This is a genomic window from Thermosediminibacter oceani DSM 16646 (assembly GCF_000144645.1).
GTDB classification, from domain to species: domain Bacteria; phylum Bacillota; class Thermosediminibacteria; order Thermosediminibacterales; family Thermosediminibacteraceae; genus Thermosediminibacter; species Thermosediminibacter oceani.
The window spans coordinates 48,236-71,415 of the sequence record NC_014377.1; the positions used below are offsets into that span (position 1 = coordinate 48,236).

At 48.7% G+C, this 23,180-nt stretch carries 27 protein-coding genes and 1 other annotated feature; of the genes, 26 read left to right on the forward strand and 1 reads right to left on the reverse strand.

Annotated features, from left to right (window positions below):
* Nucleotides 1-46: 46 nt before the first annotated feature.
* From TOCE_RS00255 to TOCE_RS12710, 12 genes are all read left to right on the forward strand, one after another.
* On the forward strand, nt 47-679 hold the full coding sequence (locus tag TOCE_RS00255) for a 50S ribosomal protein L25/general stress protein Ctc (RefSeq protein ID WP_013274899.1): 633 nt from the start codon (nt 47-49) through the stop codon (nt 677-679).
* A gap of 48 nt (nt 680-727) precedes the next feature.
* The gene (pth, locus tag TOCE_RS00260) at nt 728-1,291 is read left to right on the forward strand and encodes an aminoacyl-tRNA hydrolase (RefSeq protein ID WP_013274900.1); all 564 of its coding nucleotides are present in this window, start codon (nt 728-730) and stop codon (nt 1,289-1,291) included.
* An 85-nt stretch (nt 1,292-1,376) separates the two neighbouring features.
* Nucleotides 1,377-1,664 (forward strand): hypothetical protein, encoded by a 288-nt coding sequence (locus TOCE_RS00265; RefSeq protein ID WP_013274901.1) that lies wholly within the window; start codon nt 1,377-1,379, stop codon nt 1,662-1,664.
* A gap of 183 nt (nt 1,665-1,847) precedes the next feature.
* Nucleotides 1,848-3,212, forward strand: a complete 1,365-nt coding sequence (locus TOCE_RS00270; RefSeq protein ID WP_041423800.1) for a PTS mannitol transporter subunit IIBC — start codon at nt 1,848-1,850, stop codon at nt 3,210-3,212.
* Nucleotides 3,213-3,281: 69 nt separating this feature from the next.
* Nucleotides 3,282-5,339 carry a BglG family transcription antiterminator gene (locus TOCE_RS00275; protein ID WP_187286573.1) on the forward strand — a complete coding sequence of 686 codons (2,058 nt, stop codon included), beginning with the start codon at nt 3,282-3,284 and terminating at the stop codon, nt 5,337-5,339.
* A gap of 15 nt (nt 5,340-5,354) precedes the next feature.
* Nucleotides 5,355-5,837, forward strand: coding sequence for a PTS mannitol transporter subunit IIA (locus TOCE_RS00280; protein ID WP_049817866.1), 483 nt, complete (start codon nt 5,355-5,357; stop codon nt 5,835-5,837).
* On the forward strand, nt 5,834-6,967 hold the full coding sequence (locus TOCE_RS00285) for a mannitol-1-phosphate 5-dehydrogenase (RefSeq protein WP_013274903.1): 1,134 nt from the start codon (nt 5,834-5,836) through the stop codon (nt 6,965-6,967). Before TOCE_RS00280 ends, TOCE_RS00285 begins: the two co-directional genes overlap by 4 nt.
* Before the next feature lie 241 nt (nt 6,968-7,208).
* Nucleotides 7,209-7,391 carry an RNA polymerase sigma factor gene (locus TOCE_RS11800; RefSeq protein WP_083768445.1) on the forward strand — a complete coding sequence of 61 codons (183 nt, stop codon included), beginning with the start codon at nt 7,209-7,211 and terminating at the stop codon, nt 7,389-7,391.
* 56 nt (nt 7,392-7,447) lie between these two features.
* A complete protein-coding gene (locus TOCE_RS11805; protein ID WP_245523130.1) occupies nt 7,448-7,723 on the forward strand; it encodes an RNA polymerase sigma factor in 276 nt (91 codons plus the stop codon).
* Complete coding sequence (locus TOCE_RS00295) at nt 7,713-8,039, forward strand: sigma factor regulator N-terminal domain-containing protein (RefSeq protein ID WP_041423801.1); 327 nt, start codon at nt 7,713-7,715, stop codon at nt 8,037-8,039. The genes TOCE_RS11805 and TOCE_RS00295 overlap by 11 nt, the downstream gene beginning before the upstream one ends.
* Entirely contained in the window at nt 7,999-8,697 is a 699-nt protein-coding gene (locus TOCE_RS00300) for an anti-sigma factor C-terminal domain-containing protein (RefSeq protein ID WP_083768447.1), read from the forward strand. The genes TOCE_RS00295 and TOCE_RS00300 overlap by 41 nt, the downstream gene beginning before the upstream one ends.
* Nucleotides 8,698-8,789: 92 nt before the next feature.
* Nucleotides 8,790-9,074 (forward strand): CC/Se motif family (seleno)protein, encoded by a 285-nt coding sequence (locus TOCE_RS12710; protein WP_281054639.1) that lies wholly within the window; start codon nt 8,790-8,792, stop codon nt 9,072-9,074.
* On the opposite strand, the gene TOCE_RS12815 is transcribed toward TOCE_RS12710, so the two are convergent.
* Nucleotides 9,071-9,844: a helix-turn-helix domain-containing protein gene (locus TOCE_RS12815; protein WP_013274905.1), complete on the reverse strand. Its 774-nt coding sequence runs from the start codon at nt 9,842-9,844 to the stop codon at nt 9,071-9,073. The two genes, TOCE_RS12710 and TOCE_RS12815, sit on opposite strands and share 4 nt — an antisense overlap.
* A 155-nt stretch (nt 9,845-9,999) precedes the next feature.
* Here TOCE_RS12815 and trxA point away from each other — a divergent pair, with 155 nt between their 5' ends.
* The 14 genes from trxA to TOCE_RS00375 all read left to right on the forward strand — a co-directional run bounded on the left by trxA (nt 10,000) and on the right by TOCE_RS00375 (nt 23,173).
* The gene (gene trxA, locus TOCE_RS00310) at nt 10,000-10,314 is read left to right on the forward strand and encodes a thioredoxin (protein ID WP_013274906.1); all 315 of its coding nucleotides are present in this window, start codon (nt 10,000-10,002) and stop codon (nt 10,312-10,314) included.
* 126 nt (nt 10,315-10,440) lie between these two features.
* Nucleotides 10,441-11,400: a metal ABC transporter substrate-binding protein gene (locus tag TOCE_RS00315; RefSeq protein WP_013274907.1), complete on the forward strand. Its 960-nt coding sequence runs from the start codon at nt 10,441-10,443 to the stop codon at nt 11,398-11,400.
* 16 nt (nt 11,401-11,416) lie between these two features.
* A complete protein-coding gene (locus TOCE_RS00320; RefSeq protein WP_013274908.1) occupies nt 11,417-12,172 on the forward strand; it encodes a metal ABC transporter ATP-binding protein in 756 nt (251 codons plus the stop codon).
* A gap of 24 nt (nt 12,173-12,196) precedes the next feature.
* The gene (locus TOCE_RS00325) at nt 12,197-13,021 is read left to right on the forward strand and encodes a metal ABC transporter permease (protein WP_013274909.1); all 825 of its coding nucleotides are present in this window, start codon (nt 12,197-12,199) and stop codon (nt 13,019-13,021) included.
* Nucleotides 13,000-13,437: a Fur family transcriptional regulator gene (locus TOCE_RS00330; RefSeq protein WP_013274910.1), complete on the forward strand. Its 438-nt coding sequence runs from the start codon at nt 13,000-13,002 to the stop codon at nt 13,435-13,437. The genes TOCE_RS00325 and TOCE_RS00330 overlap by 22 nt, the downstream gene beginning before the upstream one ends.
* Before the next feature lie 68 nt (nt 13,438-13,505).
* Nucleotides 13,506-13,811 (forward strand) — a binding site (T-box leader).
* A 122-nt stretch (nt 13,812-13,933) separates the two neighbouring features.
* On the forward strand, nt 13,934-14,443 hold the full coding sequence (locus TOCE_RS00335; protein ID WP_013274911.1) for a tryptophan transporter: 510 nt from the start codon (nt 13,934-13,936) through the stop codon (nt 14,441-14,443).
* Nucleotides 14,444-14,612: 169 nt separating this feature from the next.
* The gene (locus TOCE_RS00340) at nt 14,613-15,374 is read left to right on the forward strand and encodes a YlmH family RNA-binding protein (protein WP_013274912.1); all 762 of its coding nucleotides are present in this window, start codon (nt 14,613-14,615) and stop codon (nt 15,372-15,374) included.
* Nucleotides 15,375-15,445: 71 nt separating this feature from the next.
* Entirely contained in the window at nt 15,446-16,057 is a 612-nt protein-coding gene (locus tag TOCE_RS00345; RefSeq protein ID WP_013274913.1) for a lysophospholipid acyltransferase family protein, read from the forward strand.
* Nucleotides 16,058-16,177: 120 nt separating this feature from the next.
* Entirely contained in the window at nt 16,178-16,933 is a 756-nt protein-coding gene (gene cas6 / locus TOCE_RS00350) for a CRISPR-associated endoribonuclease Cas6 (protein WP_013274914.1), read from the forward strand.
* 39 nt (nt 16,934-16,972) lie between these two features.
* Nucleotides 16,973-17,998, forward strand: a complete 1,026-nt coding sequence (locus TOCE_RS00355; RefSeq protein WP_041423802.1) for a hypothetical protein — start codon at nt 16,973-16,975, stop codon at nt 17,996-17,998.
* Nucleotides 17,914-19,032 carry a hypothetical protein gene (locus tag TOCE_RS00360; protein ID WP_148218347.1) on the forward strand — a complete coding sequence of 373 codons (1,119 nt, stop codon included), beginning with the start codon at nt 17,914-17,916 and terminating at the stop codon, nt 19,030-19,032. The genes TOCE_RS00355 and TOCE_RS00360 overlap by 85 nt, the downstream gene beginning before the upstream one ends.
* 24 nt (nt 19,033-19,056) lie before the next feature.
* Complete coding sequence (locus TOCE_RS00365) at nt 19,057-20,007, forward strand: CRISPR-associated protein (RefSeq protein WP_013274915.1); 951 nt, start codon at nt 19,057-19,059, stop codon at nt 20,005-20,007.
* 38 nt (nt 20,008-20,045) lie between these two features.
* Nucleotides 20,046-20,744 (forward strand): CRISPR-associated protein Cas5, encoded by a 699-nt coding sequence (cas5, locus tag TOCE_RS00370; RefSeq protein WP_013274916.1) that lies wholly within the window; start codon nt 20,046-20,048, stop codon nt 20,742-20,744.
* A complete protein-coding gene (locus tag TOCE_RS00375) occupies nt 20,738-23,173 on the forward strand; it encodes a CRISPR-associated helicase/endonuclease Cas3 (RefSeq protein ID WP_013274917.1) in 2,436 nt (811 codons plus the stop codon). Before cas5 ends, TOCE_RS00375 begins: the two co-directional genes overlap by 7 nt.
* Nucleotides 23,174-23,180 lie beyond the last annotated feature (7 nt).

Below are 23,180 nucleotides of genomic sequence, written 5' to 3' on the forward strand. Positions count from 1 at the left end.
AAAAAGGTTATACTAATGTTCGTAATTTTAGAAAGGAGGAATAAAGTTGGCTCAGGTTACTCTTACAGCTGAAGAAAGAAAACTCGCCGGGAAAGGTACTCTGAACGAACTTCGTAGAAACGGAAAAGTGCCCGCCGTATTTTACGGTAAGAACATAGAGAACAGGACCATCGCCGTGGATGCCAAGGAATTACACAAGTTACTCAAGACCCACGGAGAAGGCGTACTTATCGACCTGGTTCTGGGCGGGGAAAAGCACACGGTAATCATAAAAGAGATCCAGAGGGATGCACTCAAAGGCGACATCACCCATGTGGATTTCTTCAGGGTATCCATGACCGAGAAAATCGAGGTGGACCTGCCCATTGTGCTCAAGGGCGAACCCGAGGGCGTCAAGGCCGGTGGAGTTCTGCAGCACCAGCTGCACGAGCTGACCATAGAAGCCCTTCCGGCCGATATTCCGGAGCAAATCGAGGTAGACATCTCTCACCTCCAGATCGGCGATGTGCTCATGGTGAAGGATATCAAGCTGAGCGATAAAATTACGGTAATTGATGATCCGGGAGAAGTGGTGGTTACCGTGCTTGCCCCGACGAGCGGAGAAGAGCTCGAGTCCACCGCCGGCGAGACTAACGAACCCGAAGTAGTGGCAAAAGGCAAGGAGAAAGAGGGAGAATAATTTTGGCGCAACGCATGTTGCGCTTTTCTTTTCCCGGAGGTGAGGATATTGTTTCTAATAGTAGGCCTGGGGAATCCGGGCAGGGAATACGAAGAAACACGCCACAACGTGGGCTTTATGGTGCTGGACAGCCTGGCGGCCGAGCTGGGTATAAAAGTCGATAAGGTAAAATTCAAGGGTCTTTTAGGAGAAGGAGTTTACGAAGGTAAAAAACTCCTGCTCTTAAAGCCCATGACCTACATGAACAATTCCGGCCAGAGCGTGGTCGAAGCCGTGAAGTTCTATAAAATACCTCCCGAGAACCTGGTGGTGATCTACGACGATATGGATCTGCCCGTGGGGAGGCTGAGGGTCCGGGGAAGCGGCAGCTCGGGCGGCCAAAAGGGGATGGAATCCATAATATACCACATCGCCACCGAGGGCTTCCCGCGGATAAGGATAGGCATAGGGAGGCCGAAGGGTGACGTGATCAACCACGTGCTGGGCAGGTTCGACAAGGAAGAGAGAAAGAAGATTGACGCCGTTATCGACGCCGCGGTGGGAGCCGCCCTTACGATAGTGCAACACGGCGTGCAGGAGGCCATGAACCGGTATAACGGTTTCGAAGCGTAAAACCTGCCGTGTGGCATATAACAGTAACGATCGGGGCAGATTAAAGCATGAGGGAAATAAATACGGCACACGGGAGGTAATGCTTTTGACGAAACTGAGGTCTTTTCTCTTAGGCGTAGGGGCTGCGGCGCTGGCTTACGGGCTTTTAACACGCCGAAAGAGAGCGGTGGCGGAAATAGAAACGGACGCCGAGGGAGGCATAAGGGTTCGCCCCATTAAAAGGGTGGAACTCGTAACTCCCGGCTTGGGTCAGGCATACCGCGGGGTGAATCCCGAGGAGCAGGGGCTTGTGAGACTTTCAGACGAATTGAGCAACCTGAAAGATGCCATTACCAGGCTGCAAAGCGAAATAGAAGAACTCAAGAAAAAATAGAGCTTACCGGGCTCTATTTTTTCTTTAATTTTGTCACCGGATGCTCGGTCCAAGGCTTAATATCTTTTCCTTGAACGGCATGACGGAGGCCTGTATAATTAAATCAGAAAATAAAAAATTACTAAAAAAATATAGTCACTAATCTTATGGTGACAAAATTTAAAATTTGGGGGAGGTCAGATTATGAGGGCTAAAATTCAGGCCTTCGGTAGGTTTTTAAGCGGTATGGTTATGCCCAACATAGGCGCCTTTATAGCCTGGGGTTTGATTACCGCTTTCTTCATCCCTACCGGGTGGACACCCAACGAACACCTGGGCAAGCTCGTCAACCCCATGATAGTATACCTCCTGCCGTTGCTCATAGGTTACACCGGCGGCAGGATGGTTCACGGAGTAAGGGGCGGCGTGGTAGGAGCTATAGCTACCATGGGCGTAATTGTGGGCGCCGATATACCCATGTTCATGGGCGCCATGATAATGGGTCCTCTGGGCGGTTACGCCATAAAGAAGTTCGACGAAGCCGTTCAGGATAAGATCCCGCCCGGTTTCGAAATGCTCGTAAACAACTTTTCAGCCGGAATCATAGGTATGATAGTAACCCTGCTGGCGTACTTGGCCGTAGGACCGGTAGTTCAGGGGCTCAACAAAGTCCTGGCCGCCGGAGTGCAGGCCATAGTCAACGCGGGCCTTTTGCCCCTGGCGTCGATATTCATCGAGCCGGGCAAGATACTGTTCCTTAACAACGCCATAAACCACGGCATCCTGGCGCCGCTGGGTGTGGCCCAGGTTGCGGAACAGGGAAAATCTATTTTCTTCCTTCTGGAGACGAACCCCGGACCGGGCCTCGGCGTGCTTTTAGCCTACTGGCTGGTGGGAAGAGGCACGGCGAAGCAGTCGGCACCGGGCGCAATAATAATCCATTTCTTCGGAGGAATTCACGAGATCTACTTCCCGTATGTGCTCATGAATCCGATACTGATCGTTGCGGTTATCCTGGGCGGCTTTACCGGCGTATTCACCTTTACGGTTCTCGGGGCGGGCCTTGTGGCAACCCCGTCGCCGGGCAGCATCTTTGCTGAAATGGCTATGGCGCCGAAGGGCGGCCTCTTGCCGGTGCTGGCCGGTATTACGTTGTCCGCCGTTGTATCCTTCCTGGTGTCTTCGGTGCTGCTGAGGCGGTTTGCCCAGGAAGAGGAAGATTTCCAGGCAGCACAGCAGTTGGTGAACGAGCTTAAAGGCGGTCAGGCTGCCGGTGCTTTAAAAAATCGGCCGGCGGTCAGGAAGATAGTTTTTGCCTGCGACGGCGGCATGGGATCTTCAGCTATGGGAGCTTCGGTTTTGAGGAGAAAGATCCGGGAGGCGGGTCTTGACGTAGAGGTGGTGCACGCGGCAATCAACGAAATTCCCGGTGACGCCGATATAGTCATCTCCCACCGGGAACTCACCGCGAGGGCAAAGGCTGAAGCGCCTAACGCGGAGCATATATCCATCGAAGCCTTTGTGAACAACCCGGTATACGACGAGATAGTGGAAAGGTTGAAAAAATAACGTAAAAAGGAAATAATAAGGAGTAACGGCAGCAGCTGTTACTCTCATTTTTTAAAGATGGTGATACCGGTGGACTTAAAAAGACGCGAAAGGGAAATCCTGAAGATACTGCTTGAAGGACCGACCACGACCGAAAGGATTGCCTCCCTTTTAGGAGTCAGCAGGCGAACGGTCCTAAGAGGCCTGCCGGAGCTTTCGGAGAAGCTGAAGTCCCTTGGTATTAACCTGGTGAAAAAAGCGGGGACCGGAGTCAGCCTCGAGGGTCGCAAAGATTCCATGGAAAAATTGGAATGTTTGATAGAGCGGCCTTCAAAGCGGGTCGAGATGACCCCCGATGAAAGGCAGCAGCTTATTATACTTTCCCTGCTGGAGCAGAAGGGCCCCAGGAAGCTGTACACCTTCGCCAGGGAATTCAATGTGACCGATGCCACGATTAGCAACGATTTGGACAAAATAGAAGAAATCCTTTCGCGGTACGGTATAAAGCTCCTGCGAAGGCCGGGGCTGGGAGTGTGGATTGAGGGACACGAAAAGAACATCAGAGCCCTGGTAACGGAGCTTTTTTACGAGAACTTTGACGAGGCCCAGCTGGTCAGGCTTATAAAGGACAACCTCCGGTGCGAAATAATATCCGGCCGGGGCGTTAGGGCCCAGGTGAAAGATAGACTTCTCGGGCTCATTGACCGGAACCTGGTAGAGGAGATAGAACATGCCTTAAAAGAGGTGGTCGAAGAAAGCGGTTTGCACCTGGCGGACAGCGCCTACGCCGGCCTGCTGGTTCACATAGCCCTTGCCCTGGAGAGGTTAAAAAGCGGCGAAATCATAACGATGGATGAACCCTTCCTGGCAAACTTCAAAAATACTAAAGAATTCGACCTGGCCCGCCGGCTCGGTTCCAAATTGGAGGCTGCCTTCGGGATAAGTATCCCGGAAGGGGAACTGGGCTACATCACCATGCACCTTTTGGGGGCTAAGCTCCGGATGGGTGATAATTTGGACGAATTGTTCCTGCTGGATCACCGCGATGCAGCCCAAGCGGCAAGGGAAATTTTGAAAGAAGCGGGCCGGGAGCTGAAGAAGGACCTCCTGGAAGACGGTAGGGTCCTGGAAGACCTGGCGCTGCACCTGAAGCCAGCCCTGGTAAGGTTGAAACTGGGGATGGAAATCAGAAACCCGCTCCTTTCGCAGATAAAAGAAAGCTATCCGCGGCTCATGCAAGTGGCGGGACGGGCCGCCCGGCTGCTGGAGAAAAGGTTCGGCGTTACGGTGCCCGAATCGGAGATAGGTTACATCGCCATGCACATTGGAGCCGCTCTGGAGCACGGAGGGGGCGCCGAAAGGGCCGGTGTGGTGCTGGTCTGCCCCAGCGGCATAGGCAGCGCTAGAATGCTGGCCAGCCGCATAAAAAAGGAACTGCCCGAACTGGAAGTGCTGGAAGTAGTGTCGGCTCTGGACTTGGAAAAGGCCCTTGAAAAACACCCGGATGCCGAAGCGGTGATTTCCACGGTGCCCATGGAAGTTTCCAAAGCTCCGGTGCTGCTGGTGTCACCGCTTCTAAACGACGATGATGTGGAAAAAATCCGGGCTTACTTCAGGGCAAGGAGGCTGAAGGAGCGGGAAAGCTCCGGGGTGGTTACCGGCCGGGGAAGGCCGGAAGAAAGGCGGGAACTGGTATTTGAGATCCTGGAGGAATTCGTGATAGAGGAAGTCGATGCCGACAATTTGGAAGAACTGCTCGACGTCCTCGTGGAAAAAATTCGGAAAAAGCCGGGCATAACTTCTGCAGGCCGGATAAAACAGGACCTTTATTCCAGGGAGATAAAAGCCGGGACTGCGGTCCCCGGCCTGGGGCTTTCGGTGCTCCACGCTAGGACCGGCGGGGTGGAAAAACCCTTTTTGGGGCTTTTTCGCCTGAAAAAATCCCTCAAAATGAAAAACATGGATGGGGATACCGAAGAAGTGAAGGCGTGCCTGGTAATGCTCCTTTCCCCGAGACCATCTCCCGGAGAAATAGAAGTCATGGGGCGCATAAGCGCGGGGCTGGTGGAAGACCCGACCCTGGCGGGCGTTCTAAAAAGTGGTTCCGGCGAAGATGTAATAAAGGCACTGCTTCGGATTTTAAAGTAAACGGGAGGTTTTAAAGTGGCATTCAACTGGTTTAAAAAAAGAAAAGAAAACGAAAAAAAGGAAGAGTTACTGACGGAGGGCTCTATAGTGATAGGTGCCAGGGCCCGGGATAAATACGAGGCCATAGAAATAGTCGGCGGCCTCCTGGTCAAGGAGGGGCGGGTGGAACCGGCTTATATAGACGCCATGAAGCAGCGGGAGGATATGCTGACGACCTATATAGGCAACGGTATCGCTATTCCTCACGGAGTCGGTGACGCCAAAGAAAAGATTAAAAAAAGCGGGCTCGCAGTAGCCCAGTTCCCCGAAGGGGTCGACTTCGGAGAAGGCGATAAGGCGTATATCGTCATAGGTATCGCAGCAAAGGGAGAAGAACACCTGGATATACTGGCGAACATAGCCTCGGCCTGCGAAGACGAAAAGAGGGTTAAAAAACTCGTGGAAAGTAAGGACCCGCGGGAAATTCTCCGGCTGCTGACGGAGGGGTTTGCAAGATGAAAAAAGCAGTCCATTTCGGTGCGGGCAACATAGGCCGGGGCTTTATAGGGTTTTTGCTTTCCCGGGCCGGATACCGCGTGGTGTTCGTTGATATTAACGCCGAACTCATTGAAACGCTCAATGAAAAGGGATTTTACCGGGTGATGGAAAAGGGCGAGGATGAAAAGGTTTATAGGGTAGAAGGAGTAACCGGAATCCTTTCGACGGAGGAACAAAAGGTGGCCGAGGCGGTGGCCCATGCACATATAGTAACCACCGCCGTCGGGCCAGGCGTCCTGGGTTCCATTGCCCCCCTCATAGCCGCCGGTATTTCCCGGAGGCTTCAGCATTCTCCCGAGCCGCTCAACGTGATTGCCTGCGAAAATATGGTGGGAGCATCCACGTTCCTGAAGGAAAAGGTCATGGAACATCTTTCCCCCAGCGAGAGGGAAAAGTTAGAGAAGACGGTGGGTTTTCCCGACGCCGCCGTGGACAGGATCGTGCCACCGCAGAGCGGGACAGACCCCCTCGGCGTAGCTGTGGAGCCCTATTTCGAATGGGTTGTGGATATCGGAGGGTTTAAGGGCGCGGTACCAGAAATTCCGGGCATGAAGGCGGTGGAAAATCTCCAGGCCTATGTGGAGAGAAAAATCTACACCCTGAATACCGGCCACGCCGTTGCAGCTTACCTGGGCTACGAAAAAGGCTGCACCACAATCCGCGAGGCTCTCCAGAATCCCCAGATACTGGAAGCGGTTAAAGGGGCCATGGCCGAGTCGGGCGTTTACCTCAGGGCGTGTTTCGGTTTTAGCGAAGAAGAACACGAAGTGTATATAGAAAAGACGCTGCAGCGCTTTTTAAATCCGGCGCTGGAAGACCCGGTGGTGCGAGTGGGGCGAAATCCGGTGAGAAAGCTGGGGCCGAAGGACCGGCTGGTCTACCCGTCGGTCAGGGCTCTGGAGCTCGGCGTAAAACCGGTGAACCTGGCGCGGGGAATAGCTGCAGCCCTGAAATTCGATTATGAGGAAGACCAAGAAGCCCGCAAGCTGCAGCAAATGTTAAGGGAGCAGGGGATAGATGTGGTTTTAAATAAAGTATGCGGTATCCCGGATGAAAGTCCGCTGAGAGATATTATAAAAGCGACTTTATAAAGAACTAAATCATAAAAAGAGAGCACACATATACTGCATGAGCAATAGGTGCTCTCTTTTTTTGTCTATCGAGCGAACCCATTAACGGAAATATTTGTAGATCCGATAAATTGTCGCTCCATCTTTGAATTATTACATTCTCAAAGTATAATAAATTAAAAAATTTCCCTACAGAGTTGTATACTTTTTTAAAGCTAAACCGTTATATAAGTGAGTAACACAAAACATCCGGGAGGCGAAGATGAGTAATGAAATATTAGAAAAACTGTTTGCAAGCAAAATGAAAATTATTTACAAATACCTCGTTAAGATAGGTTGTAGTCACGATGATGCAGAAGATATCGTGCAGGATACCCTTTTGCAAGCCATTATTCACCTGGAGGTTCTTGACCCAGATAAAATCGTTTCATGGCTTTTTAAGTAGCCTTAAATCGTTATTATGACCTGTGCAGAAAAAATAAGAAGCTTCCGCTTTATTCGATGGAAACCGAGGGTATTTTAGAAAATATGCCGGCTGTAGATTGCCTTCCTGAAAATTATATTTTGGACGGTGAGAAGAAGAAACAGGTCTACCGGGTGCTGGAAGAATTAAATCCGATATATAAAAACCTATTGGTTTTAAAGTATGAAGTAGGACTTTCCTATCGGGAAATAGCAGAGGTTCTGGACATTAATGAGCAAACAGTGAAAACCTACATTTACAGGGCCAAACAAAAATTCAAGGATGCCTGGAGGGAGTTAAACCATGAACGATGAGAAAAAATTGGCGGATATATTTGATTTTAACAACAGTAAAATCAAAAAGGTGTTACAGAAGGCTAAGGTACTTACTTTACTCAGGACGGTTGCTGTCAGTTTGTTTGTCTTTTTACTATTGAGTGCAGCAATTGTCATTATCAACGCGGTGATGTTAAACCGTATTGGCAATAATGAATTGACAAATGAACTTATTTTTGATTTGGTGGCAAGGCCGAATACATACATGAGTCAGTATCAGAACAATGACGGTTTCCTTACAGGAGAGTTAGAATATGTTACTCACAGGATTGTCGGGCAACAGGCCGGTATATAATGGAACCTACACGATCAAATATGAAATTATTCCGATTACCCCGGGCATTAGCGGTCATTCAGAGCGAGGTCAATTGATCCGGGTTGAAGCTGAAGACCAGTATAATTATTATAACAGAGTCGGTAATAGAGAAATGAAATTTTATCATCCCTATATCGAATATAAAACCTATGAAAACGACCTTGCCCTGCTGGAGGAGATTGGAGAAGATAAATACCTAGAAATGGCCCTTTCCTTTGACCGGGATTACAGCCTCGAAGAAGTACAGGCAATGCTCCCTGCTGAAGTGAAACCTGTTTGGTACTGGGTGAATACTTATAATAATGAAGATTTGAACAGGAAAAAAAACGGTGAGACAATTTTTTTTGCCAATGAGGTCTACGGAATGAAAGGGGCTAATTCCGACGGAACAACGATAAAAGACCCCCGCAACTCTTTTATCAGTGCCATTAATTCCGGTCTAAAACGAAAAAGCCGTTATCAGCTGCAATTCCGGAGGCTCCACGAAAGGTTGAGCAATGATAAAGGAGAAATTACAAAAGATAATATTAGAGTTATAGGGGTGGTGGTTACGGGGGATACTGCTTCGATGAAACTATTAAGGGGCAAAAGTTATATTAAAGCATCATCTTTGGGAATAGTAGTAGACAAATTTTAGGTTTTCACAAAATATTAATAGAAAAAACTCGTACTTATTGACAGCGAAAAAATATTTAAATATAATAAAATCAAACGGTGGAGGTGAATGTTATGATCAAAATAGAAATAGATGAGAAGGCAAAGGATTTTATTCGGGAGAAAAACAGTGACGCCATAACCGTCAAGCTTGAGCGCTTCGGCGGCGGATGAGCGGGGTGCCGGTACCTGCCTGCCGTGTATGTAGGCGCTCCGTCGGATGAAAACGAATATCAGGTTCAGGAAGTCGATGGGATAAAGGTATATATAAGCCCCTTTGTCGATGCGCAAAAGGGCCTCAGGATTTACCTTTCCGGTTTTGGGATGTTCAAAAACCTGGCGGTGGCCACACCGTATTAATCCGCACTCCGGTGTTCCTTGTAAAGCTGTATGAATTTCATTATAAATTCGAACTCCTCCGGGGTGCAGTCGGCCACCATCTCCAGGAAGGATCTCACTTTGGGGTCCACCAAAAGCCGCTTAAGTTCCGGGTTCATGGGTCTTAAAAGCGATGCTATTTCATCGTCATCGGTGACGAAATAGCAGGGCGAAAGCGAAAGGGCGTGGGCTATCTTTTCCAGAGTTTTTAGGGAGGGTTCGACCCTTCCGCTTTCGATCTGGCCGATGAGGCCGGTGGAAACTCCGGCCTTCTTTGCCAGCTCTACCTGGGTGAGGCCTCGCTCCTGGCGGATCTTCTTTATCTTATAGCCTACGTGGGAAGTCGCCACCATGAGGTCCTGAGCGGTCATGCACAGGGCCTCAGCTAAGGCTTTGAGGGTTGAGAGCGACGGCAGGGCGTTTCCCTTTTCGATCTGGCAAAGATACGTCGCCGAGATGCCCGCCTTCTCGGCCAGTTCCGAGAGCGAAATGCCCTTTTCCTGGCGAAGGAGGGCTATCTTTTCCCCTATCGATCTGCTATTGCGGTTCTCGGTGGGTTCCGCCCCGAAGAGAGCGTTTTTCGATATATTAAGGGCATTGGCCATTTTTTCGATGGTCTCCAGGGAAGGCTGTTTTATGCCCCTTTCTATTTCGCTCAAATAGGAGACCGACAGATCCGCCCGCCGGGCCAGTTCCTGGAGGGACATATTCCTTTTTCGCCGGATGTTCCGAATAAGTTTCCCGTCGATCATACAATTTCCCCTTATTATGCTTTTATTAAAAATGCTATAATTACATTATAGTATATCCACATCACGCGGTCAAAATAAACTAAATGTGTATCGCATAAGGCGGATATAATAAAAAAGAGCCTGTCTTTATGAAATTTAAAAAGGAGGATTTACCGATGAAACCCCTTACTCTGACCGATGATAATTTTGAACAGGAAGTTTTGAAATCCGACGTACCGGTGCTCGTGGACTTTTGGGCGCCCTGGTGCGGCCCCTGCCGCATGATGGCTCCCGTTATTGATGAGCTGGCTGCCGAATACGAAGGCAAGATCAAAGTAGGAAAGCTGAATGTGGATGAAAATCCGAACAGCGCGGCAGCTTACGGAGTCATGAGCATCCCGACACTCATACTCTTCAAGGACGGCCAACCGGACAAGAAGCTGATAGGCTTCAGGCCGAAAAGGGAAATAATCGCCGAACTCGGCATATAAAGGTGCACTTCATCCGCCCTTCGACAGGGCGGTTTTTTTGTTGACAGAAAATACCTTTGAGGTATAATAGGTATTGGAGGTTAGTTGCAAATAATTTGCATTTGAAAATTTCAGGAGGTGCATTTTTTGAAGGGCAAAGGGGTAACCGCGGTTTTTTTGTCCCTGCTGGTGATAGTTTTAACGCTTTCGGCATGTTCTTTTAACACCGATACCCCGGCATCGCCCCATGGGCAGGAGAAAATCAGGGTATATACCACCATTTACCCCCTTTACGACTTCGCCTTGAAGATCGCCGGAGGTCGAGCCGAGGTGGTAAACGTAACTCCCGCCGGGGTTGAAGCCCACGACTTTGAGCCGTCTCCCAGGACGGTAGCGGATATTTACGAAGCGGATGTATTCATCTATCTTGGAGGACCTATGGACCCCTGGGCCGAAAAAATCGCAAAACAGCTGGCCGAAAAGGGCGTCGTTGCCGTTGCGGCCGCCGAAGGACTTTTAGGTGATGAAGATCATGAAAATGAAGGGGACAGGGACAGGGACCGGGACCATGACCATGACCGTGGTCCGGACCCCCACGTCTGGTTGGATCCCGTTATTTCTAAAACGCTGGCCGAAAGGATAGCACAAGCTCTGATTGCCGCCGACGGGGAAAACGCCGACCATTACAGGCAAAACTTCGAAGTGCTGAAAGCCCGGCTTGACGATCTTGATAAAAAGTTCCGGGAGGCTTTTTCGGGTGTAAAAAAGCGCGATTTCGTGGTGAACCACGACGCCTTCGGGTATCTGGCCCGGCGATATAATCTCAACCAGATCGCCATCAGGGGGCTTTCACCCCAGCAGGAGCCTTCTCCGAGAAAGCTTGCCGAGCTTGCCCGGATTTGCCGGGAAAAGGACATAAAGTATATATTTTTTGAGACGGCTGCCGGTTCCAAATTGGCCGAAACCCTGGCCCGGGAGGTCGGAGCCGGGACCTTAGTTCTCAATCCCATCGAGAGTATGACGGAAGACGAAATGAAAGCCGGAGAAGACTACTTTTCCGCTATGGAAAAGAACCTGGAAAACCTGAAAAAAGCCCTGGCGGAATAACAGGCAGGTGTACAGGATGAAAGAGGAAAATAAGAAAACTCCCGTAGTCGAGCTTCAGAATGTAACCTTTTCCTATAACGGCCCGCCGGTGCTGGAAGGGGTGAGCCTCCGGGTGGAAAGGGGCGACTTTATGGCCCTCATAGGCCCCAACGGTGCCGCAAAATCCACCCTGATGAAGATCATGGTGGGACTTTTGACCCCTAATCGAGGTACGGTAAGGCTCTTCGGTGAGGATATACGGAAATTCAGGCAATGGTATAGAATTGGCTACGTGCCCCAGCAGGGAGGGCATGTTAACCTCGCCTTCCCCGCAACGGTAGAGGAAGCGGTGGCTTCGGGACTTTACGGCGGATTTATGAAGTTTTTTAAAGGGCAGGAAATCGATAAGGCTGTAAGGGAGGCCATGGCAACGGTCGGCATCGAACACCTGGCCCGCAGCCTTCTCGGGGAACTTTCCGGGGGTCAAAGGCAGAAGGTGTTCCTTGCCAGGAGCCTGGTAAAAAAACCGGAAGCTCTTTTTCTAGATGAACCTACCGCCGGAATAGACCCGGAATCCCAGGAGGAATTTTACAGCCTCCTGAAGAATCTAAATGAACTTCACGGCATAACGGTAGTAATGATAACTCACGATATAGGTATGGCCTACGACAGGGCCACCAGGATAGGGTGTGTGGGCTCAAGGAAGGTTGACGTACACGAAAACATAAAGGATATCACCGAAGACCATATAGCCGAAGTGATGGGCTACAGAATAAAAAAGAAGCGCCATTAAAAGGCGTCAGGGGAGAAGGTATATATGGAGATATTCTCGTATTCCTTCATGGTCAGGGCGTTTATCGCGGGGGTAATCGCCGCCGTCCTTACCTCCACCATCGGGGTATTCGTAGTGCTGAGGCGAATGTCAATCGTGGGCGACAGCCTTTCTCATGCCTCCCTGGCCGGAGTAGCCGCCGGGATGCTCTTCGGTTTTTACCCCTTTTACGGTGCACTGCTGTTCTCCGTCCTGGCCGCACTTCTCATCGAGGTAATGAGGGCCACCTTTAAAAGCTACGCCGAAGTCGCCATGGCGGTGGTGATGTCGGCCGGCATGGGGACCGCGGTGGTGCTGATAAGCCTAGGAAAATCCTTCAATGCGGACCTTTTCTCGTACCTCTTCGGCAGCCTGATGGCCGTGACGCCGGGAGACATAAAAGTTATATCGGTCCTGGGGCTTTTTGTGACAGCCTCCATAATACTCCTTCGCCGGGAGCTCTTTGCCGTCACCTTCGACGAGGATACAGCCCGCCTTTCGGGCGTACCGGTGCGGGCGGTAAATATCTACTTTTCGGTGATTACGGCACTGACGGTGGCTCTATCGGTGAGGGTGGTGGGTACCTTGCTGGTATCGGCCCTCATAGTGATACCCGCTGCAGTGAGCCTTCAGCTGGCCAGGAGCTTTAGATCGGCCTTTTTCATATCGAATATAGTGGCCATTTTCTCGGTGGTCGTGGGGCTTTATATCTCCTTTTACCTGGACCTGGCGCCCGGAGGGACCATCGTCCTTATCGCTACTTCGGTGCTGTTCCTGGTTCTTTTGCTTAAAAAGGGGGTCGGTAAGGGATGGAACTGGAAAATCTGCTGAAACAGAAGGGGCTCAAAATTACGGACCAGAGAAAGGCCATAGTGAAGGTGCTGAAAGAATGCGGCTGCATGCTGAGCGCCAGGGAGATATTCGACAAAGTAAAAAAGATAATTCCCGGTGTAAACTTTTCCACCATATATAGAAACCTGGACCTCATGAGCCAAAAAGGCATCCTGTGCGGCCTGATGGTCGATACCGGGGTGTCATTATACGGCCTGCGCTCGGAGGAAGGCCATCACCACCACTTCGTCTGCAAGGGGTGCGGCAGGTCACTGGCGATAGATTACTGTCCGATGGGCTTGCTGGAAAAGGAGCTTGCAAAAAAGGGCTTTTCCCACACGGAGCACCAGTTTGTGGTCTACGGCTTCTGCGGCAGCTGCGGAACTTCCGGTGGCGTGAAGGCAAAAAGCTATTAATTTTTTTACAAAGAGTTGCAAAATCACCCTAAAAATTGATATATATATAATAATAAAAGCTAGCAGGGTTAAATTCGATGACGGGGAAGAGTAGCCATACCTGAAGGTCAAAGAGAGCCGCCGTCGGTGGGAGAGCGGTACCGGAAGGTACGGTGAATGGGCCCCGGAGAAGGCGCGGCGAAAGACATCGAGTAGCCGTGCCCGGAAAGTCCTCCGTTAATAAAAGGACGGGGTATCGCATTTTATGCCGTACCCTTTATGAGAGAGCCTGTATACCGGGTGGCGAAAAGCATTTCATCCCATGGGTGAAATGCTTTTTTTATAACCTATGCAGGCTAATCCGGGTGGCACCGCGGAGAGCATCCGTCCCGCATGGACGGGTGCTCTTTTTTTTATACCTTTTACGATCCGAAGGGGGTGGTGGCCTTCTGGTTTTCGATAAGTGGTTTTGAATTTCATATAATCCTAAATTTAAATGTAAAGGAGGATAATTCCGATGAAACTAAAGGATATGATCCTTACTTCCCTTTTGATGGCCATAGGCCTTGTGTTCCACCAGATAACGCCGCCTTTAGTGGCGGGTATGAAGCCGGATTTCCTGCTGACCATGCTCTTTGTGGCGCTTTTCATAAACCCGGCTCCTAAAAATGCGCTTTTGGCCGGCATGGTAGGGGGTATCTTTGCAGCGCTTACCACCAGTTTCCCCGGAGGCCAGGTGGCGAACATCGCCGATCGCATAATAACCGCCCAGGTGGTGGCACTGCTGATCAGGCGCAGCCGTGGCGTCAGCCTGCGCATCTTCGTCCCCCTCACCGGCCTTGTAGGTACCATCCTCAGCGGCACGGTTTTCCTTCTTGCGGCCATGATGGTGATGGGTGCCCTTCCTGCGGCCTTTCCAGTGCTGTTTACCGCCGTGGTACTGCCTACTGCGGCCATCAATTCGGTGGTGACCGGTATACTTTACGGGCTGGTTACGGCCACCGGGAAGGTAGTACGGAAAATTTAAATCAACAACCCCGGCAAGGCCGGGGATATTTATTTAATTCGCAAGCTTTTGGAGTCGACCGCTTCCTTAGCTTTGCAAAAACGGTGCTGTAAATGTATGTATACCCTGCCAGTGAATTTTTTGATATTATTAAGAGAGGCGAAAATTTTTGGAGCGATGGAGGGTTAATATGGATTCCGGCAGCGAAAAAATGACCGAAGCCAAAATAAGGGATATATTCAATATAGCCATCAAAAACGGAGAAAAACGAGCGGGCAACTTCCTGGACCCTGCCGAACAGCAGATTGCCGAAGCGGTGGCCAGAAATTTTCCCGGAGCCGGTTATTATTTTGAGGGAGGCCACAGTGAGGCCGAGAGGAAAGTGCTTGTGGCTTTTCCCGAATATCTAGAGGATCAGCCCTTCTTTCTCCCAATAAGGGCCATCAGAGTGATCCCCAAGGATCCGGACGAGCACCCAAGCCACAGGGATTATCTCGGTGCGGTACTGGGGCTCGGCATCTCCAGGGATAAGGTCGGTGATATAATCGTAACAAAGACCGGAGCGGATATAATAGTAAAAGAAGAGGTGGCGGAGTACATCGGGCTCAATCTCTCCAGGGTGGGGAACGTGCCCGTCTCCGTTGAGGAAATATCGCTGAAAGAAGTGGCCACCGTTGAGAGGTCGTACAAAGAGATAAAGGGGACGGTAGCTTCTCTACGCCTTGACGCCATAGCCAGCCTGGCCTTCGGCATTTCCAGGTCAAAAATGGCCCCTTATATAAAAGGCGAAAACGTGAGGCTCAACTTCAGGACGGTAAAGGACCCTTCCGCTGAAGTGAAGGAAGGCGACGTCATCTCCGCCGCCCGGCTGGGGAGGGCCAAGGTCGTCGAGATCGGCGGCAGCAGCAAAAAAGGCAGGATATACGTGACGGTGCATAGGTATACGGGTTAGCGGTAAGCACCTTGAATTATGATAGATACCGGCTTTTTAAGCATAGAAATTTTGAGAAAGCGGGTGAAACGGTGTTTTACCTGCTGGCGAAACTCATCCTCCGAATTTTCTTTTCCTTCACCGGCGGGGTGAAGGCGGATGGTATTTCCAATGTACCGAAAAAAGGCCCTCTCATAATCGTATCTAACCACCAGAGTATCTTAGACCCGACGGTGCTCATGGCGTGCATCTCCAGGAGGATACACTTCCTTGCAGCGGCCTACCTTTTCAGGATACCCGTATTGAATATCCTCCTGCCAATGGCCGGCGCTATCCCGGTAAAAAGCGAGAAGGGGGACCTTGCTTCGTTTAAGAAAGCCCTTCGAATCCTGGCAAAAGGAGGGGTGATCGCCCTCTTTCCCGAGGGGGGCGTAAGCCCCGACGGAAGCCTGCGCCCCTTCAAGCACGGCTGGGCCTACCTTGCACTGAAGTCCGGCGCGCCGGTGCTGCCCGTGGCTGTGATCGGCACGAGGGACGTACTGCCCGTGGGCACTTACATGCCCCGCAGGGGCAGGATTGAAGTGAGGGTGGGGGAATGTGTTGCTGTACAAAAAAAGGGGAGAGTGAGGCAGGAGGATTTCGGTGAACTTAATATGATGATGGAGGGTAGGTTGAAATCACTGCTTGTTGGGACCAGGCAGTGATTTTTTTGGTCAAATTTTTGTCGAAATATTTTTCATTGATATGGAAGGATTTTAGAGAATTTTATAGAATTTTAGCATCATAGAAACAAACATTTTTTTGTTCAGCTAGGGAGGCAAATTATGAGAGTCCGTATCCATTTTGAGCCCGTCACACTTGGAACCAGTATATATTACCCTTATTACCTGCAGACAGCGTTGTACTCCCTGCTTGACGGCGAGCTAGGTACATGGATGCACGATAAGGGGCTGGTACTGGAGAAGCGAAGATTAAAACCAATATGTTTCAGCCGTTTGATGGGAGAATACAAATTAGATAGGGAAAGAGGTATTATTTACTTTCCGAAAGGTGCGGCACTGGTAGTTACCTCGCCTATTTCGGAAATTTGTCAAAGTCTTTTGACGGGGCTTTTGAAAAGAGGCGAGATAATCTTAGGGAAATCTTCTTTTCCGGTATCGAAAGTGGAAATAGCAGATCCAAAGGTCAGCGGTAGCAGCATTTTAGTTAGGACTCTTTCTCCTATAACTGTATATTCGACGATGTTGAAGTTTGATGGATCAAAATACACTTGTTATTTTTCTCCAAAGGATTCCGAATTTGTATCTCTCTGCCGGGATAACCTGGTTCGGAAGGCGCGCGCTTTGGGATGGGAAGAGAATCAGGATTTTGAATTAAATATAGAATTTAAAGGGGATCCCAAAACTAATATGGTTAAATTCAAAAACAATTTTATTAAAGGATATAGCGGCTACCTTATGATTTCTGGGCCTACCAGGTACCTTAAGCTCGCCCTGGACTGGGGCTTAGGGGCTAAAAACAGTGCTGGGTTTGGCTGCCTAGAGATTACAGGAGGTGGGAATCATCAAGATAGAATTTGATGCAAACTAATTTTTATTAAAAAAGGGTGAAAATGGAAAATGTTGGTAGATAGCCTTATTAGACTCGGTAAAGTTTTAATGAGTTTTCCTCATTCGCCACGAGCAATAGTAAAAGAGATTTCTGCCCTGGGTGACCCACTCGCAGGAGATTTTCTTCAAAGAATTTACATAGTAGAGGTATACCGCAATCCTGAGCCGAAGATAGTTTGCAGTCCTACTATATGCTGGGGGGATTTTGAGGATGCTGGAGGGAAAAAATCAAAAAAGAGCATTTTTAGGCCCGATTTTGAAAGGGCCATCGGTACCCCATTCTTTCTTCCCCAGGGAGGCAATCGGAGACAACCGCAGGGCTATTACCCGGTTCCGGTATACATAGTTTATGATGAGGACTTCAAGGAATTTTCCGAAAATCCCGAAAAAGTTGTCAGATTCCTGAAAGGCAGGTTTGCCAGAACGGAAGGTGCAGCTTTAACCGGGGATGAGTTGATGGTATGCGCTGAAAGTATATCACGAAGTATACGTGAAACGAATATTTCCGAAAAAAGGAACTTGAAAGCACTGATAGCAATATGCATAATTGATGAAGACTCTCCTTACCGGTTAAAACCTTCCGGAGTTAAGATAGATGAAAGGATAGAATTCAAGGTCACCGAAAGTTTCGCTTATCCTGGCATGGCTGTTTATACCGACCTTACCAAAATCCTGGACAGGCTTTGGAAAGCAAAACTTACTGAAGGCGCGGAAGCTGGAAAGATCGATAATGGAATATGTGTAACGTGCGGAAAGATTGACAAACTCGTTTCAATTTATAACAAATCGTGGCCGCTTTTTCTCCCTACCTGGAGTTGCCCGCTTCCTCAGTTAAGTGCCAAAAAGAAGTTGAACCTGGCCGAAAAAACCGGTGGCCTATGCGAAGATTGCTATAAAGCTCTGACTTACGGGGCAAGTGCTTTCAGAAGCATGGAAAAAGATATTCCGGGATGGCTTACAAAAGGCTATTCGCTCCTGTTGACAGCCCTGGTGGAAGGGAAAATAAAAAAGCGGGGGACGCGTCGGTCAAAGTAACGGGATGCGTATATCCCGCGCCGGTAGACATGGCACTTTCCGAAGAAGATATGAAATTTTTAGGCGAAGAAATTTCGCTGATGGTATCAAGGGAGCATGCCGCTGGAAGAAGGGTAAGGGATATCCAGTCGGTGGTCGGCTTCGAAAGCCAGATATCTGAAGAAAATCTTCAAGATGCTCTGCGGTTTTACATCGTATATTATTCTGGAGACAGGAGCAAGGGTGATGTGCACCTGAGAGCTACAATGGAAGATGTGCTTCCTTCTATCTTGATAAAACTAGACGATGTTGCAAAAAGCACGGTTATGTCGGTTGCCGAGTTATCGCGAGAGCTTCCCGGTAGTAAAAACGAGGATCTTTACGGCCAAATTAGAAGCCGTTACGGTTCAATACCATGGCTTCTCGCCAACGCCTATGGGCCGGGTTATATGTGGCAAACGCTGGAAAAGGTAATAACCAGAAAGAAGCTGGATCAAGGAAGTTTTGTAACAGGCTGCGGGCACAGAATGTTAACCTTAAGTAGAAGTTGGCCTGATTCTAAATGGAAGATATTTGACGAGGTGCTTTTCTTCTATGGTTTTGCCAGTTTTCTGTCAATATACCATTCAACTTTGGGCATAGAAGGGGGTATGTGTAAATTGAGCGATTGGAAAGAGCTAAGGAAATTGGTGGTGGAAACTCCGGCGGAGGATATGGTTTTGGATACTGTTGAAAAAGTTGGATTTGCAGCGGGTTATGTAATACAGGAGTTCAGCAGGAGATATTATGCGGTAAAGGCAAAAGATTTTATAAAACACCGGGTTATGGTTTTCGGCAGCAGTCTCTCACCGGATGTGATATGGAGTAGGGGGCTGGCTAGGCTGGAAGAATACGCTAAAAACCTGGACATTTATATGGAACCGGAACTCAGCAAAAAGAATGCCGTTACAATGCTGGCCTACAACCGGCTTCGGGACAAGATTAAAGCTGAAAAGGATTTATTTATAGCTTCATTCTGGAGTGGATACGCGCTTTCGGCTAAAACATCTGATTAAAAACTAAAAAAGGAGTGATGTTTAATGCCTGAAATCCCAAGGACCGGAGAAATACTGTTTATAAAGTGCGTTAAGGATGGAATCCCCAACCGTGATCCCCTTAACGACAGCGATGCCAGAAGGATATTTGGAGAGGATGACGGCAGAATATCCTTAAGTGACGTTAGCATCAAACGGGATGTCAGAGATTATATCCAGCACCGTTTTCCAGATGGAGGCCCGGATAAAAAGTATCATATCTTTGTTCGGCAGGAAAAAGGAGAAAACGGTAAACTTAGGGACAGGAAAGAACTTGCGAGGAAGATTATCGAAGATGTTTCTGGTGAAGATTCACCAGATAAAAAGAAGACCCTTATGTCGGCAGCTTTCGATGTCAGGGTGTTCGGTGCTGTTTATAGTGTGGAAAAAGAAAGTTTCAACCAGACAGGGCCGGTTCAGTTTGGCTGGGCTCATTCACTTCATCCCGTTGAAACTCGATACGTGCAGGGAACCGTAGTAATTCCTTCAGAGGATGCGAGCAAAGGGCAGGGTTCCATTTGGACTACATATATAGTTCCATTTGCGGTATTTTGCATGCCAGGAGTCATAAATCAAAGTATCGCTAACGAGACTGGCGCGACCCGGGATGATATAGAACTGTTGCTGGAGGCGCTATGGAAAGGCACTCTGCACAGGCAGGCCAGGGGTAGAGGCATACAGCAGCCTTGCTTCTTGCTTCACGTAGAGTATTCCGATCCTTTCTTCCGCATAGGATACCTGGAAGATTACATCTCCCTGGAGCCCGGGCGCGAAGCGTGGCTGGGAGGCAACCCTCCGACATCACTGGAACAAGTGAGGTTAAATGTGGACCGTCTGGCAGAAGTGCTGGACCCGAACGGGGAATTCGGCAATAAGATTGAAAGGATACGGTACTGGGTAAATCCTGCCTTGACGATCAGCTGTGAACTCCCTGGAACCCGCGAAAAAATATGGTAGCGGCGCCGGGATGCAAATTTAAGGGCAGGTGAAAAAACTTGAAACTGCTTGTCTTTGAATTGCGCGGCGATATTGCACATTTCCGCAGACCAGATGGGATAGTAACGCACCCTACGTACCCTGCCATGCCAAGGACCGTGCTTTGTGGTCTGATCGCATCTATTCTTGGGAAGAGCGTGCTGGATGGAGAAAACTGGATGGGATATTCCATACTCAGTCCCGTTCGCACTGTAACCCAAGAAATGTCAATGCTTGGTAAGGGTTGGATGGGCAACAGCGGCGACTATTTTAACCGACTTACATCAATTCAGCTGATTGTAAACCCTCACTACCGCGTGTATTATGCAGGAGACCATTTTGAAACGCTTGTAGAAATGATCAGAGAAAGGAGGAGTGTTTTTCATACCTATCTCGGATCTGCTTTTTGCCTGACATTCCCGAGGTTTACAGGCGTAATCGATGCTGAAGAGATATCACCGGCACCAGGAGATATCCTCACCGCAATTACGATAGTTCCCACAAATATAGTTGAACGTTTGATCACCGAAACAGGAGAAAGGTATATACCGATGAGAGGAGCTCGTTATACAGTTGACCGCGACAGGAATTTTAAAGGAACTCTTAATTTTATCATTGAAGAGTCCGGTAGACCAATAAAGTTTAGAACAAGAGACTCTGCTGGTTCGGTCAATTATCGTATTCTGAAAGTTGAAAATGGAGTGATTTGCCTGTGGTGATTCCTTTCAGGGAGTGCGTTGCCCGACCCAAGTCCGGGGACGGGAATCCCAACCTTCTTACTGACCATCTCTTTGCGGTTGCAAAATTTATGGGTGATCCCAAAGGAGGCGATGAAAGCAGGCTGAGATTCCTGGCGGGTCTCTGCCACGATGTCGGTAAGGCTACAAAACGATGGCAAATGTATATCTTATCTAAGGAAGAAGGAAGGGTGGTTGCCTCGGGCGGCAGCCACTCTCCTCTAGGAAGTATGATATTTTTCGTTTGCAGCGAACAGCTGGTGACTAAAGATTTGCCCAGGCGGTTCAGGGAGTATCTGATTACGCAACTCACCCTGGATATTGCAGGGCATCACGGTTCAATCAAAAATATTGACCCGGCATGGCCACCGTGGGAAGAGGCTCTTTTATCTGCCGAAGGGGTTTATCCCTATGAAACCGTAGACCTTGACGGATTTTTCGATTTTGTGAGGGAATATTTCCCTGAAATAACACTTACATCTCGTAGCTTTGCAGATAGGCTTCAAGGGATAGATAGAAGATGGGCGGTTGTTGCAGATAAAGCCCTCGGCTATGCCAAACGCTATATTGATAACAGCGCGGATCGGGACTCTGCAGCAGCCGGCTTAATAATGAGAGATCGAACGTCGGCCATGATTTCAGCTGACAGGTTTCATGCTGCGGGCTTAAATTTTGCTTTTTTCCATCCGGAAGAAGCCAGAGTGGCTATAAATAATCTTGCGGAGGAATGCAGTCGCCTGCAAAAAAATGCTGCGCCGGAGACTTTACGAATTGTAAAACTCAGAAACGATCATCAAAAGGAAGCATTGGAGACGTACAGGACTTTCCCCGATAGGTTAATTTATTCACTGGAGCTTGCTACCGGACTTGGGAAAACGCTCACCGCCTTGAGGATAGCACTGGAGGCCGTGGCTTCAGGCAAGTGCAGTCGTGTAATCTATGTTGCTCCTTATATATCAATTTTGTCTCAGGCTACCAATGTCATCCGAGAAGCTACGGGTATATCCGATATAATTGAACATCATCATCTATCATTTCTCGATATAGATTACGAGCACCTGAGGTCAGAGGAAGATGGAGCCTTTCTTATTGATTCATGGCAATCCAAAATCGTAACTACTACCTTCAACCAGTTTTTTCTGGCGCTATTCCCAACAAAGGCACAGCACACGGTTAGGATACAGGCTCTAAATAATGCCTTTGTAATAATTGACGAACCTCAAATTATTGAACCGAAAGCATGGGCTGCCTTCTTGAAGACTCTCGAAGCGGCTGCGAAACGATTGCATTTTCAGTCGATTTTATGCACAGCGACACTTCCACATGCTTCGGATTATCTTAACGAAGAATATATGTGTCTTTCAAGGGGAGATTCTTTAATTCCGCGTTATATTATAAAAACTTTGGAGGGTAAATGGGATGCCCAGACTCTCGCGGAGCTGGCTGTGAAAAAGTTAATGGAAAAAGGTTCTGTAGCGGTGATTTTAAATACCGTTGCTGATGCAGCCAGGGTTTACATGGCGGTGAAAGACCTCATCTTACGGGGGTACTTTGAAAATATAACCGGAATAGATATTTTTAACCTGACGGGATGTATGACTCCCCTTCACAAATCCGCATGGATCTCAAGAATAAAGGATTCATTAAGAAGAGGAAAAAAATGTATAGTAGTCTGCACTCAGATTCTTGAAGCGGGTGTAGATTTGAGTTTTCGGTGTGTAATAAGAGCACGTCCTGTTATACCTTCCGTAATTCAAGCCGCGGGACGCGGCAACCGGCATGGGGAAGGGGATCCGGCTGAAGTACTCGTTGTTGATTTTGTAAGGGATGACGGTGAGGACTCAAGAAAGTATGTTTACAAAAATCCTATATTCAGGGAAGTGACAGATGAACAGCTTGAAATTTGTAAGGAATTTTCGGAAAAGGATTCCAGGGAGATAATAGAAAACTTTTATAGAGAAGCTTTTAAAAGAAACCCACCGACTAGGAAAATGCAACTGATATATGAAGCGGCTATGGGGCAATGGTCCAGACTAAAAGAAATTGAACCCTTTGAAGGTGATTATCCTAAAGTGATGGTATTCGTGCCACGAGTATTTAAAGGCTCCGGTGGTCCGGACATCCCCGAAATAATTCAGCGCGCTATGAAATATTTCGGCATATCCGGGGTTTCGGATATATATCAGCGCTACCTTGAAAAGGGATTCTGGAAGAGTTTGTCCTTTCGGGATAAAAAACTCTTCATGGCGTTGATCGAGCAGTTCTGCGTGTGCGTAAGTGTCAAAAGAGCTGATTCCATTGTAAGAATACCCGAAGGTGCCTTTATAGGCAGTCTGGTGGATGATAGAATTTACAGCGAAGATACGGGAATGGCTCTTGCTGAAGATAGTACGGAATTTCGGATGTTTTGAAGATTAT